Genomic DNA, 14,645 nt, shown 5'->3' on the forward strand with positions numbered 1-14,645 from the left:
GCAAGGTCGACGGCGCTCTGCGGGCGCCCGGCCGGCCGGGCGCCGGGCCGGAGCGACGGACGCCTGCCGCCGGTCTGCTCGGGATGCAGGCCACCGCGGGCAACGCGGCGGTCGTGCAGATGCTCCGTCAGGCCGGTCACTCCTTCGTACAGGAGAAGCACCAGCACGGCGCCGGCTGCGGGCACCAGCAGGCCGAGCAGCCGCAGGTGCAGCGGTCCGCCGTCCATGATGTCCTGCGCACCCCCGGCCGTCCCCTGGACGACGCCACCCGTACCGACATGGAGTCCCGTCTCGGCGCGGACTTCTCCGACGTACGCATCCACAACGACGGCGCGGCCAAGGCGTCCGCCGCCGAGGTCGGGGCGCACGCCTACACCTCCGGCAACCACGTCGTCGTGGGCGAGGGCGGTGCGGACAAGCACACCCTGGCCCACGAGCTGACCCACGTCATCCAGCAGCGCCAGGGCCCGGTGTCCGGTACCGACAACGGAGGCGGCCTCAAGGTCTCCGATCCCGCCGACCGGTTCGAGCGCGAGGCGGAAGCCAACGCCACGCGGGTCATGCGGTCGGCGGTGGGACACACCGCGGCGGGCTCGGCGCACGGGCAGGAGAACGCACGAGCCACCGCCGGCGACACCGCGCCCATGGTGCAGCGGTACACCGAGGAGAAGGTCGGCTCGGTCACCTGGCGCATCTCCCAGACCGGCAAGTACGCGCTGCGCGGCGCCAGTGGCAGCGACCAGTACGAGCTGTACGCGCGAAGCGACGTCCCCGCACCCCGCTACTGCGAAGAGGCCACGGGGCGGCGCAGGACCACCATCGGCGATGCCCAGTACATCCCGTACGCGCCGCTGAAGTCCTTCCTTGAGGACTGCTCCCACTCCGCCGAAGAGGTCATGCACGCCCAGGCGTTGGAGATGGGCCAGGACGCCAGCACGTTCAAGGGCGGCGGGCTCTTCGGTGAGAGCGACAAGAAGAACGTCGACCGGGCCCGCGAGTACGCGCAAAACCGCCCCGGAGGGGACCACAACGAAGCCCCGGACGCCGGCGAGGCCTTCTCCATCGTCGAGACGGAGTGGAAGGGGAAGACCCCGCAGAACTCCACCAGGTGGCCCTACCACGTAGCGGGCGTCGTCGCGCAGGACGGCAGCGACCGGATCACCGTCGAGCAGACCGCCGGTTCCACGGACGCGGATCCGACCGTCGGTGTGGCGGGCATCTTCGACATCTACCAGTCGGCGAGCGAGATCGGCCAGCGCCTCCCGGAGAGCTTCCACGGACGTCACGGCAAGTCCTTCTCCCAGGGTGCCATCACGGTGACGCTCGTGCCGATCAACGTGGGAGAGCTCAACGCGGACATGGACCGCACCTCGGGCAACGACGCGCGCGCGAACCGCTAGACGCCGGCCTTGCGGGCCAGCAGGTGCACCTCCTTGAACTGGCGCCGGTCCGTGGGCTGCGGCTCGCGGACCATGCGTGCCACCTCCGCGAGACCCGACGCGCGCAGCAGCGCGGCGAGGTGGTCGGGCCACCACCGGTAGGCCGGCGCGACCGCGTGGTCGAAGACCTGCGTGGGCTCGGACGCGCTATCGCCGGCCGAGAAGCCGATGAGCAGGTGGCCGCCGGGCGCGAGAACGCGCGCGAACTCCCCGCTGATGGAAGGGAGTTCTGGTGGCGGGGTGTGAATGACCGACCAGCGGGAGAGCACGCCGGCCAGTGCTCCGTCGGCGCTGTCCAGGGCGCTCATCGTGCCCACGGTGAACTGAAGCCCCGGGTACGCCTGTTGGGCCAGATCGACCATCGCGGGAGAGGCGTCCACGCCGAACGCGTCGAGGCCCAGCGCGGTGAGGTGATCCGTTACGTGCCCCGGCCCGCACCCCAGATCCGCGACCCGCCCGCCCCCGCCGGCCCGCACCGCCTCGGCGAACACGCCCAGCATGGCGCGGTCCAGGGGGCTGTCGCGCAGGGAGTCACGGAACAGCAGGGCGTAGGTGTCGGCGGCATCGTCGTATGCCTCGCGAGTGGCTGCGAGGGAGTCATGGTCGGCCATGCGCACGACAGTACGACGCGGCGGATCAGTGATCCTGCCGCGCCCACGACTCGCGCAGTTCCCGGCTCCGGCCGACTACGCCTATGCCGCCCGGCACCGAGTAGTCAGGGGGCGGAGCGCCAGGAGCGCCGGCCTCAACCCCTCTCCACCCCACCCCAGGAGGGCCCTGAGGCTACTTCGACAGGTTCGAGCTCCCGCCCGGGTTCGGCGCCGGGTTGGGGATCGGGGCCGTGGCCAGGGACTGCGGGGACGTCGGGTTGTTCAGCGCGGAGGGGGCGGCGACCGAGGCCGAGGGGTCGACCGCGGCCGGCCCAGCCGCCGGCGCCAGGCCGCCGACGATGCGGATGCCCGCCGCGTCCAGGGCGACCTTGATCCGCCAACGCAGCTCCCGCTCCACGCTCAGCGACTTGCCCGGCATGGTCTTCGCGGATACCCGCACCACCATCGAGTCGAGCAGCACCTCGTCGAGGCCGAGGATCTCGATCGGGCCCCACAGGCGCTCGTTCCACGGCTCTTCCTTCGCCATGGACTCCGTCGCCTCGTTGATCACCGTACGCAGCCGCTCCAGGTCCTCGCTCGCCCGGACCCGCACGTCCACCCCGGCCGTCGCCCAGCCCTGCGACAGGTTGCCGATGCGCTTGATCTCACCGTTGCGTACGTACCAGATCTCGCCGTCCGCGCCGCGCAGCTTCGTCACGCGCAGTCCGACCTCGATCACCTCGCCGGAGGCGACCCCCGCGTCGATGGAGTCGCCGACGCCGTACTGGTCCTCCAGGATCATGAACACGCCGGAGAGGAAGTCCGTCACCAGGTTGCGCGCGCCGAAACCGATCGCCACGCCCGCCACACCCGCCGAGGCGAGCAGCGGGGCCAGGTTGATGTTGAGGACGCCGAGCACCATCAGCGCCGCCGTGCCCATGATCAGGAACGACGCCACCGAGCGCAGGACCGAGCCGATGGCCTCCGAGCGCTGACGTCGCCGCTCCGCGTTGACGAGCAACCCGCCGAGCGCGGTGCCCTCGACCGCCTGGGCGCTGCGGTTCATCCGCTCGATGAGCTTGGTCAGCGCCCGGCGCACCAGCACTCTGAGGACCGACGCGATGACGATGATCAGGAGGATGCGGAATCCGACGTACAGCCAGGTCGACCAGTTCTGCTCCACCCAGCCCGCGGCCTCGGTGGCCGACTTCTGGGCGTCGTCGAGCGTCGCGGGCCTGGGCGACGGCGATCCGTCGGCCAGGACGGCGGACCAGTTCACGGCAGGAACCTCCAGCGGTGCGGTGCCGGCGAAGAGCGGCGGCAGACCCACCACACTAACGGGGCAAGAGCTGTGCTCCGTTGACGTGTTCGGGGGAGACACGCCCTCCACCTGGGAAAGAAGGGGGTGTGGTCGAAAACACTTCGGGCCCGTTACCCGGACGTGGTGGCGCTTCGACCAGGCATGAGGACAAACTGGAGAGCAGATCGTCCCGGCGCGAGCCACGCGCCGCCGGCGTAATAGGAGGCACCCGTGCCGCACGTCCTGGTCCTCAACGCGTCGTACGAGCCCCTCGGCGTCGTACCGCTCCGCCGCGCGCTCGTCCTCGTGCTGGAAAACAAGGCCGTCAGCCTTGAGGAATCCGGCGCCTTCATGCACAGCGCGACCCGTGCCGTCGCTGCGCCCAGCGTCGTACGGCTCAAAAGATTCGTGCGGGTCCCCTACCGGGGGCCCGTTCCGCTGACCCGGCGTGCCCTGTTCGCCCGGGACGGCGGCCGCTGCATGTACTGCGGTGGCGTCGCAACCAGCGTCGACCACGTCATCCCGCGCAGCCGGGGCGGCCAGCACGCCTGGGAGAACGTCGTCGCCGCGTGCCGTCGCTGCAACCACGTCAAGGCCGATCGGCACCTCCTTGAGCTCGGCTGGCGCCTGCGCCACCAGCCCGCCCCGCCCAGCGGCCTCGCCTGGCGGATCATCGGCACCGGCCACCGCGACCCGCGCTGGCTGCCCTACCTGCAACCTTTCGGCGCGGACGACGCCCTCGCCCGGATCGACGGCATCTCCGCCTGAGGCGGGGCGGGGCGGACAGGGCGGGGCGGAGAGGGGCGCGGCGGTCCGAGCGCCCGGCCCCCGCTTGCTCGGCGCCCTCGTCGTCGTCGCCTTGCTCTCACTCGGTGACGGCGTACGCGGGCGCATTCGAGCCTGCGATCAGGTCGGGTCCGCCGGTGCGCGGGCGGGCCCGCACGGTGAGGATGTCCTCCCGGCCCCCGAACGAGACCGGCACCCGGTAGTCGCCCGAGGGTGTGCCCGGGGCCACGCTCACCTCGACCGGCACGTCTCTGCGGGTGCCGCGCGCCACCGTCACCTCGCGTGGAAGCCGCACCGTGACGCCGCGCGGCGCCCGCGCCGAGAGTGCGCCCCGCACCACCCCGGGCCCCATCGCCGCGACCGAGGCGGTGACCCGCTGCGGGGGTCCGCCCGGCTCGGCGTCCACCGTGGCGGGCCCGAGCGCCAGATGGGCCGGCGGCTCATCCGCGTACCAGGGCACCAGGCGCCGCACCCCGGACGCCTCGCCGGTCACCCGCACCGCGTCGGCCCGTACGCCGTGGGCCGCGATCTCGGTCCAGCCGGACGGGTCGAGCGCGCCCAGGGTCCGCCAGTCCTCGCCCGGGGTGTGCGCCTGGACCTCGCCGGTGGTGCCGGGTGCGGCCAGCACGGTGAGCGCCTCGACCGGGCGCACGGCGAAGGTGCGCAGGCCGGAAGCGGTGGTGGCCGGGGCGCTCAGGGTGCTCGGGGCGCTCGGGGCGCTCGGGGCGACGGTGAGGGCGTCCGGCGATCGGGTGACGTTCACGGGCGGGTGGTCCGCGCCCGTCCACGCATCGGCCTCGCGCACCGCCCGGTCCAGAAACGCGTCCAGTACGCCCTCGCCCACGGTGACCGGCGCGTCCACGAGGGCCGGGCGCAACGGTTCGAGGGCGAGCGAGGCGCGCCAGGCCGCCGCGCCGTCTCCGTGGGACTGGGCCTGGAGGAGGTCGACGGCGCGCTCGCCGGCCCGCCCGTAGCGCGCCAACTGGTCCAGCCACGGCGTCAGTTCGGCCCCAAGCGCCGTGCCGGCGAGGCGCTGCCGAGCATCGCGCATACCGGTGAACGCGGCCCTCAGCGTTCGGGCCGCGCCGTCGTGCGCCGCCACCGCCACCGCCACCGCCACCGCCGTGTCCGGGTCCGTACGGTCCGTCCAGAACGCTGTCGTCAGGGGACGCAGATACGCCGACTCCGCCCCGCCCAGGATGGAGGACGCATCGTTGCCCGCCACCGCCGCGAGCGCCTCGCGGATCCGCGCGTCGCCGCCCGCCAGGTCGTCGACGGCGGCTCGCCAGGACTCCTGGGGCCGGTAGCCGCCGGGGTTCCAGGCGAAGTCGGCGGCCGTGAACAGTGGGATACGGGATGCCACGGGCTGGCGCATCGCGTTGGAGAGCAGGGCCGCCGAGCCCGCAGCGACCGCCGGGGCGCGGCCGGTGGTGGGGCCGAGGAAGACCCGGCGCGGTGCGTAGTCGTTGACCGGATAGTTGTCCATCGTGACGAGCGGATGGCCCAGCACCGCTTTCGCGCCGTCGAGTTGAGGCCCGGTGATGGTGCGCGGTACGACACCGACCCCGGTCCAGGCGACCTGGATGCCCGGGGTGAGGGCGGCCGCGAGCGCGCCTCGGTAGGCGGTGTAGCCGTCCTGGTAGTACTCGGTCGGCATCAGCGACAGCGGCTCGGCGCCCGGGTGCGCCGCGGTCAGGTGGGCGGCGACGGCGTCGGCGACCCGGGCATGCGCCCGCGCCGCGGCCGCCGGGCCCGAGCCGAACGCCGCCGCGTCCGCGTCGCACTGCCACTCGCTGTAGGAGACGTCCTGGAACTGGAGCTGGAAGGCCCGCATCCCGAGCGCCCACATCGCGTCGAACTTGGCGTTCAGCTGCGCGACGTCGGCGTCGGACGACAGGCAGAGCTCCTGCCCCGGCGCCACCGCCCACCCGAGCGTCACATGGTCCCGGGCGGCCCGGCCGGCGAGCGCCACGAACTGCGTGCGCAGCCCCGCCGGGTACGGCTCGCGCCAGCGGGCCTGACGGAACGGGTCGTCGCCCGCCGCGTACAGATAGCGGTTCTGTTTCGTCCGGGCCATGAAGTCGAGCTGGTCCAGGCGCTGTTGGAGGCTCCAGGACTCACCGTAGAAGCCCTCCGCGATGCCGCGCACCGGCGTCGCGGGCCAGTCGCGCACGGCGACCCCGGGGATGCGGGTCCGCCCGTGTTCGTCCTCGCCGATCGGCTGCGGCCCCTGCCCGCCCTTGCCGATCAGTTGCGGCAGCGGCCCCTGCCGGTCCTCGCCGATCAGCTGCCGCAGCGTCTGGACGGCGTGGAAGAGGCCGTCCGGCCCCGTCCCGTCGAGGGCCACCGTGTCACGGCCGCCGACCCGGCCCACCCCGATGCGGTAGCCGCCCGCGGGCAGCGCGCCGGAACCGGGCACCCCGAGCGCGCGCAGCGCGTCCCGGGCGCCGGGCCCGCCGACCCGGACGACCGGCCCGCCGCCCGGGAGGCGCCGCTGCGGGGCACGCACCCCGGCTGCCGCCAAGGCGTCCTCGGCAGCCCGCACGGCGTACGGATCGACGCCCGGGGTCGCGAGCAACACCGCGGCGCCCGCGAACACGACCGGCGCCCCACCGAACCGCAACCATTGTGGGCGAGGCCACACCTGGGCCGGGACGGCGGCCGAAGCGCCGGTCGTGGCGGCGGCGGGTCCCGGGGAGGGGTGCGCGGCCGGGGCGACGGTCGTGGCGGCGGCGGGTCCCGGGGAGGGGTGCGCGGCCGGGGCGACGGACGTGGCGACGGCGGGTCCCGGGGCGGTGTGCGCGACCGGTGCGGCGGCTGGAGCGGGCGCGATCAGCGTCCTGCTGAAGGCATCGCACGGCGCCGCACCCACGCCCCCCGCGAACAGGGCGATCGCCAGAACAGCCACACCCACCGCGCCCCGGCTCCTCCTCCCCGTCCCCAGCCTCCCGCCGGCGCACCGCACGGCTCCACCTCCCCCTCGCTTGACGCTGTGTACGCAGCAGTTGACACTGCGTAAGGAGTGAGCCCATCACCCGTCTGCCGCGGGTGTCAAAGTGAGGGGGCTAAGTGTCTGGTATGTCTGATGCGATGGACTCGGTACGAGCTTGTGCGCGACAGCACGTCTGGGGCGCCCCCGGCTGGGTAGGGCATTCCCTGTCCCTGCCGTCCACCCCTCTGGAGGCCCCCGTGGTCGCCCTCGCCCCCGAGCTGCCGTTGACCAGTGAGCCCCCCATGGCCGACGCCGAACCCCTGATCAGCGAGCCCCCCATGGCCGAAGTCACCCCGCTGACCAGCGAGCCCACCCCGGTGGCGGGCCCCTCGGACAGAGCGTCCGCCCCGGCGGCGGCCTTCGCCGCGGCCGTGGGGTTCTGAGGCCGTGACGCTGGCCCGGCTGGCCGCCCGGCACGGCGTGGCCACGTCATACTCCCCGTCGCCGGACGTCACCGTCGAGGTGCCGGACGCCACGGTGGTCGCCGTCCTCGCCGCGCTCGGCGTCGACGCCTCGACCCCGGCCGCGCTGAGCCGGGCCCTCGCCGACGCGGAGGCCGCCGAGGCGGACCGGCTGCTGCCCCCCACGCTGGTGCGCTGGGGCGGCGCACCCGGCCCCTCGCTGCCCGGCGAGCTGACGGTCATCGGCACCCCCATCGAGCAACTCCCGCTCGGCGTCCACCAGTTGGAGGTACGCCACCGGGACGGCCGTACCGCGTCCGCGACGCTCATCGTCGCGCCCCCGGGTGTGCCGCAGCCCCCGGACCGTGTCCACGGCCTCCTCGTCCAGCTGTACTCGCTGCTCTCCACGCGCTCGTGGGGCATGGGCGACCTCGGTGACCTCGCCGAGCTGGCAGGCTGGGCGGGCCGCGCCATCGGATCGGGATTCGTGCAGGTCAACCCGTTGCACGCGGCCGTGCACGGCACGCCCACCGACCCCTCTCCCTACCGCCCCTCCTCGCGCCGCTTCCCCGACCCCGTGCACCTGCGCGTCGAGGACGTGCCCGAGTACGCGTACAGCAACGACCGGGCCGCGCTCGACGCGCTGTCCGGGCGGGCCGCCACCCTGCGCGAACAGGTCCTCGCCAAGGGTGAGTTGATCGACCGTGACGCGGTGTGGGCGCTCAAGCGCGAGGCTCTGACCCTCCTGTACCGGGTGCCGATGGCGCCCGGCCGGCGGGCCGCCTACTGCGACTTCCTCGCCGAGCAGGGCCAGGCCCTCGAAGACCACGCCACGTGGTGCGCGTTCGCCGAACGGTACGGTCCGCACTGGCGCCGCTGGCCCGAGGGGTTGCGCGACCCCGCGTCCGCCGCGACCGCCCGCGCCCGGCGCGAACTCATCGACCGCGTCGACTTCCACTCCTGGCTCGCCTGGCTGACCGACACCCAGCTCGCCGCCGCCCAGCGCACCGCGCGGGAAGCGGGCATGCCGGTCGGCCTCGTCCACGACCTCGCCGTGGGCGTCCACCCCGAAGGCGCCGATGCGTGGGCACAGCAGGACGCCTTCGCGCCCGGCATGTCGGTGGGGGCGCCCCCCGACGCCTTCAACGCGCTGGGTCAGGACTGGGGGCTGCCACCCTGGCGCCCCGACGTCCTCGCCGCCCGCGGCTACGCCCCCTACCGCGGCCTGCTCCAAGGCCTGTTGCGGCACGCGGGCGCCCTGCGCATCGACCATGTGATGGGCCTGTTCCGGCTGTGGTGGGTCCCCGAGGGCCACCCGCCCACCGACGGGACGTACGTCCACTACGACGCCGAGGCCATGCTCGCCGTCCTCGCCCTTGAGGCGCACCGGGCGGGCGCCGTCGTCATAGGGGAGGACCTCGGCACGGTGGAACCCGGAGTGCGCGAGGCGCTCGCCGCGCGCGGGGTGCTCGGCACGTCGGTCCTGTGGTTCGAACGGGACTGGGCCGGCGACGGGCGGCCGCTGGCCCCCGAGACCTGGCGCCCCGGCTGTCTGGCCACCGCCACCACCCACGACCTGCCCTCCACGGCGGCCCGCCTCACCGGCGAACACGTCCAGCTCCGCCACAGCCTCGGCCTGCTCACGAGCCCGCTGGTCCAGGAGCAGAGCGCCGCGCGCGCCGAGGTGGGGGAGTGGCTCGGCTACCTCCAGCGGCTCGGGCTGCTTCCCGACGCCCCGGGCGACGAAGAGGCCGAGGTCAGGGCCGTCTACCGGTTCCTGCTGAGCACCCCGGCGCGGATGGTGGGGGTGTGGCTGCCCGACGCGGTCGGCGACCGAAGACCGCAGAACCTGCCCGGCACCTGGGACCAGTACCCCAACTGGCGCCTCCCGGTGGCCGGCCCCGACGCCCGCCCCCTGACCCTGGAACAACTTACGGCCTCCCCGCGGCTGCACGCCCTGATGCGGATCTTTCCGCGCCGGGCCCCGGGCGACGCGGGGTGACCCCGGCCCCGCTCCGGGGCGGACCGGCGCCCGGCGGAGGGCGGCCCCGGGTGGGCGGGGCCCCGTACGGCACCCCGGGCGCGCGGTCCTCACGGGCGTTCGCTACGTTGGCACCGTGGACAAGAAGAACGCCCTGCGCGCCGGCGCCGTAGCAGCCGGTACGACGCTGATGATGCTGCTGATGTCGTCCCCCGCGCTTGCGCTCACGCGCGATGACGGTGACGACCCGGGTTCCGGCCTGAGCGTGATGGACACGATCGGTCTGTTCGTGCTCGCGCCGCTGGCGCTGTTCGCGATCATCGCCGGACTGGTGATGGTCCTGGACAAGTCCCGGAAGCCCGCGACGAAGGCGTAACCCTTCGGGAACACGGTCCCCCCGCCGCCCCCTGCCAGGGACGACGCGGGGGCTTTCGTGCGCGCCCGTGGACCGGAGCGGCTTTCGTGCGCACCCCGGGCCGGAGCCTGCACCGGGCGAGGACGCCGTCAGCAGGCCTGCAGGATCAGGGCCGCGTTCTGGCCCCCGAAGCCGAACGACGTGGTCAGCACGGCCTGTACGCGGCCGGGCCGGGCCTGCTTCGTCACGACGTCCAGGTCGATGCCGTCGTCGAGCCGGTCGAGGTTGGCGGACGGATGGATCAGCTGGTGGCGCAGGGTGAGCGCACCGACCACGGCTTCGATGGCGCCGGCGGCTCCCAGGGAGTGGCCCAGGATGCTCTTGGTCGCCGTGACCGGCGGCGGCGTACCGAAGACGCCCCGCAGCGCGATCGCTTCGACCTGGTCATTGAGGCGCGTCGAAGTGGCGTGCGCGTTGACGTGATCGATGTCCTGGGACGCCAGACCCGCGTCGGCCAGGGCCGACCGCATCGCACGCTGCGCGCCCGCACCCTCGGGGTGCGGCGAGGTGGCGTGGTGGGCGTCGCCGCTCGCTCCGTACCCGGTCAGCAGCGCGTAGGGGCGGGCCCGGCGGGCACGTGCGTGCGTGGCGTGCTCGAGGACGAGGACGCCCGCGCCCTCACCGAGGACGAAGCCGTCGCGATCGCGGTCGAAGGGGCGGGACGCGCCCACCGGGTCGTGGGTGCGGGTCGAGAGCGCTCCCATGCGCCAGAACGCGGCCGATGTGACCCGGCTCGCGCTCTCGCTGCCGCCGGCGACGGCGATGTCGCACATGCCCGAGCGCAGGAGCAGGGCGGCCGTGCCGATGGCGGTCGCTCCGGAGGCGCACGCCGTGCTGGTGCACAGGGTGGGCCCCTGGGCGCCCAGCTTCATGCCGACGTACCCGGCGGCCATGTTGGGCGCGCTGCGCGCGACGAGGGTGGGCGGGACGGCCTGGAAGCGGCGCTCGGCCATGGCACTGCTCGCGGTCGGCGTCAGATCGTGCGTCGAGGCGCCCACCCCGATCACGACCGCCACGCGCGGCGCGTCCCAGCCACCCGGGTCCAGGCCCGCGTCGGCGACGGCTTCCTGGGCGGCGGCCACGGCGAAGCGGATGAACGGGTCGGCACGCCAGGCGAGGCCGGGCGCCGCCGCCTTGACGGGGGCGGCGGGGACACGGCACGCGAACGGAACGGGCAGACCGTCGAGTTCGGGGTCGGGCGCGCTGGTGGGCGTGCCCGCACAGAGACGCCGCCAGGTCTCCGGGACGCCCACACCGGCCGCGGTGACAAGACCGAGCCCGGTGACGGCGATCTGCGGCGGGCGGTTCATTCGGCTACCAGGTCTCCGGAGCCGATCACGGGTGCCTGCGCCACGGCCCGCGTGACGATGCGCGCGGCCTCGGAATACGGCGTGTTGGGGGAGATCGGCAGGTCCATGGTGGAGATTTCCCTGCGCGTCCGGGCCTCGACGGCGACGAGGAGTTCCAGCAAGCCGAGGGAGTCGAGCCCGAGGGCTTCCAGGGTGGCGTCCTCGCTCAGTTGACCGGCGGGAATCTCGAACTCCTCGACGACGAGGGCCTTGAGGGATTCTTCGGTGAACGGAATCTGCGCGGTAGTCAAGGCGTGCCCTTTCGTCGGGGTGTTCGTTCGGTTGCGGATGGGCGACGTCCCCTGTGATACCGGCGCCGCCGGTGGTTCGCCGTCGGGAACACCCCCGGCTCGTCAGAATCACTTCACTGGCGGACCACTTGGCGCCGGGTCCACGCGGGCCCCGGCCGGCAACCGGCGCAGGGTGATCACGGCGGCGGCCAGCACGACGACGGCCGCGGCCAGGGCGGCCCGCTCCATGCCGTGCACGAACGCGTCGGCCGCCGCCGCGCGCAGCCGCTCACGTGCTTCCGGCGGCAGGCGGTGAGCGATCGCCACGGTGGAAAGGACGTTGTCCGAGGCGTTCACCCCGTGTGGCAGGGCGGGCGTACGGATGTGGGTGAAGGCGTCGTCGAGCCGGCCGGTGTACGTGCTGGACAGGAGCGAGCCCTGGACGGCGACGCCGAGGGCGGCGCCGACCTGACGGGTGGCGTCATTGACCGATGACCCGAGGCCGGCCTGGGCGGCCGGAACCGCGTTCATGACGCAGGCGGTCGAGGCCGCTGCGGTCAGCCCCGCACCCACACCGCCCAGCACCAGGAAGACCGCGAGAGGCCCGTAGCCGGAGCCCGCGGACGTGTGTGCCAGGAGCCCGAACGCGCCCGCCACCGTGACAAGTCCGAGCAGCACACTGCTCCTCTCGCCCCAACGGGCCGTGACCCCCAGCGAGACCGCCGCGCCCACCATGAGCCCCGCAGGCAACGGCAGCACCCGCAGCCCCGCCTGCCACGGCGTGTACTCCAGAACCCCCTGCAGATACAGGGTGACCACGAAGAGCGCACCGAACAGGGCGAACGACATCATGGCCAGCACCAGCGCCGCCGTGCCGACCCGCGCGTCACGCACCAGCGGCAACGGCAGGACCGGGCAGGCGCCGCGGTGTTCCACGACGAGGAAGCCCGCCAGCAACAGCGCGGCCACCCCGTAGGCGCAGAGCGTGAGCGGCTCCGTCCAGCCCCGGGCGGGGCTTTCGATGACGGCCCACACCAGGACGAGCAGACCGCTCGCCGACAGGACGGCGCCCGGCACGTCGAAGCGGGGAGCGGCGCGGGAGGAGAGGGGCCGGTGGGCGGGCACAAGTGTCAGCGCCAGGACGACGGTGAGGGCGGCGATGGGAATGTTGATCCAGAAGGCGGCGCGCCAGGAGGTCCGCTCCACCAGCCACCCGCCGATCACGGGCCCACAGGTGCCCCCGAGCCCACCGACCGCCGCCCATACGGCGATCGCCCGCCGGCGGAGCGCGGGTTCGGGAAACAGGCCGGTGATGATGCACAGCGTGGCCGGCATCAGCAACGCGGCACCCACGCCCATGGCGCCGCGCGCGGTGACGACCTGCCAGGGAGAGTGGACGAGGCCGCCCGCGGCCGAGGAGAGGGCACAGACCACCAGGCCCGCGACGAACGCGCGCCGACGCCCCAGCCGATCGGTGAGCCCGCCACTGGTCAGCACCAGCCCGCCCAGGGCCAGCACATAGGCGTCCACGATCCACTGGGTTTCCCGCATGCTCGCGTCGAGGTCGTTCCGCAGGTCCGGGACGGCCACGTTGAGCACGGTCAGATCGAGCCCGAGCAGGAACAGCCCCAGGCACACCGTGAGCGCCGCCGCCCATCTGCGCCGCACCGAAAGCCCTGTCTCCGCCGCCACCCACCGTGCTCTCCGGGGGCCGCCGCCCACGGTCACCAATTCAGCCATGGGGCCAGCGAACCACCGGTATCCCGGCGCACCGGGCACCCCATGCCGTCACGGCGGCGCCCGAAGAAATGCCCTCGAATGCCGACAGGGTGCGAGACGTGGCGCGACCGTCCCGTACGGAGCGGCCCCCTACAGTCGCTCGTCATGGAGAACACGCGTACCGCGGCTCCGGTCTCCTGGCCCGAACTGATCGCGGAGCAACTGAACTGCGACCCCTCCAGCGAGGCCTACCGGGCCGACCCCAACCGCTTCACCGAGCCGCTCCGCGCCCGGTACGGTCCCGTTCACCGCACCCCGTCGGGTGCTCTGGTCCTCCTCGGCCACGCCGAGTGCGCCGCGGTGCTGCGCGATCCGCGGTTCGGCCACGGCGCCAGGAAGGCCCGCGACACCACCGCGTACGGCGTGCCCGCCCGGTCCTTCCTCCTGACGGACCCGCCCGAGCACGACCGGCAACGGGGCAGGGTCAGCGGGGCGTTCACCGCGCGGGCCACCGCCGGGCTCGGGCCCAGGATCGAAAGGTACGTCTGCGAACTCACCGACCGGGCATGGCGCCAACGAGAAGTGGACGTCGTCGCGGACCTCGCCCAGCCGCTGGCGGCCTCGGTCCTCTCCGACGTCCTGGGCCTGCCGCCGGAGTACGAGAGCCGCTTCGGCGGGTTCGGGGAGATGGCGGAGCTCCTCGTACGCGGCATGGACCCGCAGCAGGCCGTCGATCCCGCCGCCGGGGCCCGTATCGCCCGGGCCCGCACCGAGTTCGTCCGTACCTTCGCCACCCTCCTGCGGCACAGCCCCGAGGGCGGCGGCACGAGTGTCATCGGCCACCTCGCCGAGGTCGCCGCGCGGCAGGACGGCTCCCTCACACTGAGCGAGGCGGTCGCCACCTGCGGCCAGCTCATCGCGGCGGGTTACGAGACGACGGTCGGCCTGATCGCGAACGGCCTGCACACGCTGCTCACCCACCCCGAGGAGAGTCGCGTCCTCGATCACGCCGGTGCCGGCACCGGCGTCATGGCCACGGCTGTGGAGGAACTCCTGCGCTACGAACCACCCGTCCACATCGCCGTGCGCACCGCGCTGACCGACGCCGAGGTGGGCGGTGCGGTGGTCCCGCGAGGAACGATCATGGTTCTGATGCTCAACGCCGCCAACCGGGACCCGCTCGTCCACGCCGACCCGCACCGCCTGGACCTGCAACGCGGCAGCAAACACCTCGCGTTCGGCCTGGGAGCGCACTTCTGTCTCGGCGCGCCTCTGGCCCGTATGGAAGCGGACCTCATGCTCTCCGCCCTGTGGCGCGCCAAGCCGCACCTGGTCGAGGAGCGTGTCACGCACACGTTCGGCTTCGTGGCCCGGCGCGTGCGGCGGCTGCGCGTCCGGCTCACCCGGAGCCCCGCGTAAGGTGCCTCGCCCCCTGGTGCGCCG

12 protein-coding genes are annotated in these 14,645 nt (G+C 73.8%); 6 read left to right on the forward strand and 6 right to left on the reverse strand.

Annotated elements, in window-relative coordinates; translation table 11 throughout:
* The first annotated feature begins 17 nt into the window (after positions 1 to 17).
* Entirely contained in the window at positions 18 to 1,400 is a 1,383-nt protein-coding gene (locus AB0D31_RS07325) for a DUF4157 domain-containing protein (RefSeq protein ID WP_362718544.1), read from the forward strand.
* Here AB0D31_RS07325 and AB0D31_RS07330 read toward each other — a convergent pair.
* Together AB0D31_RS07330 and AB0D31_RS07335 are read right to left on the reverse strand one after the other, a co-directional pair.
* Positions 1,397 to 2,050: a class I SAM-dependent methyltransferase gene (locus AB0D31_RS07330; protein ID WP_362718288.1), complete on the reverse strand. Its 654-nt coding sequence runs from the start codon at positions 2,048 to 2,050 to the stop codon at positions 1,397 to 1,399. The genes AB0D31_RS07325 and AB0D31_RS07330 overlap by 4 nt on opposite strands.
* 172 nt (positions 2,051 to 2,222) lie before the next feature.
* Entirely contained in the window at positions 2,223 to 3,308 is a 1,086-nt protein-coding gene (locus tag AB0D31_RS07335) for a mechanosensitive ion channel family protein (RefSeq protein WP_362718291.1), read from the reverse strand.
* Positions 3,309 to 3,560: 252 nt separating this feature from the next.
* Here AB0D31_RS07335 and AB0D31_RS07340 point away from each other — a divergent pair, with 252 nt between their 5' ends.
* Positions 3,561 to 4,097 (forward strand): HNH endonuclease, encoded by a 537-nt coding sequence (locus AB0D31_RS07340; protein WP_267053178.1) that lies wholly within the window; start codon positions 3,561 to 3,563, stop codon positions 4,095 to 4,097.
* A 97-nt stretch (positions 4,098 to 4,194) separates the two neighbouring features.
* On the opposite strand, the gene AB0D31_RS07345 is transcribed toward AB0D31_RS07340, so the two are convergent.
* Positions 4,195 to 7,029 (reverse strand): beta-N-acetylglucosaminidase domain-containing protein, encoded by a 2,835-nt coding sequence (locus tag AB0D31_RS07345; RefSeq protein WP_362718293.1) that lies wholly within the window; start codon positions 7,027 to 7,029, stop codon positions 4,195 to 4,197.
* Between the two features lie 242 nt (positions 7,030 to 7,271).
* Here AB0D31_RS07345 and AB0D31_RS07350 point away from each other — a divergent pair, with 242 nt between their 5' ends.
* The 3 genes from AB0D31_RS07350 to AB0D31_RS07360 all read left to right on the forward strand — a co-directional run bounded on the left by AB0D31_RS07350 (position 7,272) and on the right by AB0D31_RS07360 (position 9,865).
* Entirely contained in the window at positions 7,272 to 7,490 is a 219-nt protein-coding gene (locus tag AB0D31_RS07350) for a hypothetical protein (protein ID WP_362718547.1), read from the forward strand.
* Between the two features lie 4 nt (positions 7,491 to 7,494).
* The gene (malQ, locus tag AB0D31_RS07355; protein ID WP_362718296.1) at positions 7,495 to 9,510 is read left to right on the forward strand and encodes a 4-alpha-glucanotransferase; all 2,016 of its coding nucleotides are present in this window, start codon (positions 7,495 to 7,497) and stop codon (positions 9,508 to 9,510) included.
* 115 nt (positions 9,511 to 9,625) lie between these two features.
* Entirely contained in the window at positions 9,626 to 9,865 is a 240-nt protein-coding gene (locus AB0D31_RS07360) for a hypothetical protein (RefSeq protein WP_362718299.1), read from the forward strand.
* 128 nt (positions 9,866 to 9,993) lie between these two features.
* Here AB0D31_RS07360 and AB0D31_RS07365 read toward each other — a convergent pair whose 3' ends face one another.
* From AB0D31_RS07365 to AB0D31_RS07375, 3 genes are all read right to left on the reverse strand, one after another.
* The gene (locus AB0D31_RS07365) at positions 9,994 to 11,214 is read right to left on the reverse strand and encodes a beta-ketoacyl-[acyl-carrier-protein] synthase family protein (protein ID WP_362718302.1); all 1,221 of its coding nucleotides are present in this window, start codon (positions 11,212 to 11,214) and stop codon (positions 9,994 to 9,996) included.
* Positions 11,211 to 11,504, reverse strand: a complete 294-nt coding sequence (locus AB0D31_RS07370) for a phosphopantetheine-binding protein (RefSeq protein ID WP_362718305.1) — start codon at positions 11,502 to 11,504, stop codon at positions 11,211 to 11,213. Before AB0D31_RS07370 ends, AB0D31_RS07365 begins: the two co-directional genes overlap by 4 nt.
* Before the next feature lie 108 nt (positions 11,505 to 11,612).
* Entirely contained in the window at positions 11,613 to 13,223 is a 1,611-nt protein-coding gene (locus tag AB0D31_RS07375; protein WP_362718307.1) for an MFS transporter, read from the reverse strand.
* Between the two features lie 144 nt (positions 13,224 to 13,367).
* Here AB0D31_RS07375 and AB0D31_RS07380 point away from each other — a divergent pair, with 144 nt between their 5' ends.
* Positions 13,368 to 14,621: a cytochrome P450 gene (locus AB0D31_RS07380; RefSeq protein WP_362718310.1), complete on the forward strand. Its 1,254-nt coding sequence runs from the start codon at positions 13,368 to 13,370 to the stop codon at positions 14,619 to 14,621.
* Positions 14,622 to 14,645: the final 24 nt, after the last annotated feature.

The organism is Streptomyces sp. NPDC048361, from assembly GCF_040651795.1.
Lineage (GTDB): Bacteria > Actinomycetota > Actinomycetes > Streptomycetales > Streptomycetaceae > Streptomyces.

What these genes read in the sequence shown, in the direction of transcription:
- AB0D31_RS07330 (WP_362718288.1), bottom strand. Translation starts at nt 2,050, where the DNA reads ATGGCCGACCATGACTCCCTCGCAGCCACTCGCGAGGCATACGACGAT.
- AB0D31_RS07375 (WP_362718307.1), bottom strand. Translation starts at nt 13,223, where the DNA reads ATGGCTGAATTGGTGACCGTGGGCGGCGGCCCCCGGAGAGCACGGTGG.
- AB0D31_RS07380 (WP_362718310.1), top strand. Translation starts at nt 13,368, where the DNA reads ATGGAGAACACGCGTACCGCGGCTCCGGTCTCCTGGCCCGAACTGATC.
- AB0D31_RS07365 (WP_362718302.1), bottom strand. Translation starts at nt 11,214, where the DNA reads ATGAACCGCCCGCCGCAGATCGCCGTCACCGGGCTCGGTCTTGTCACC.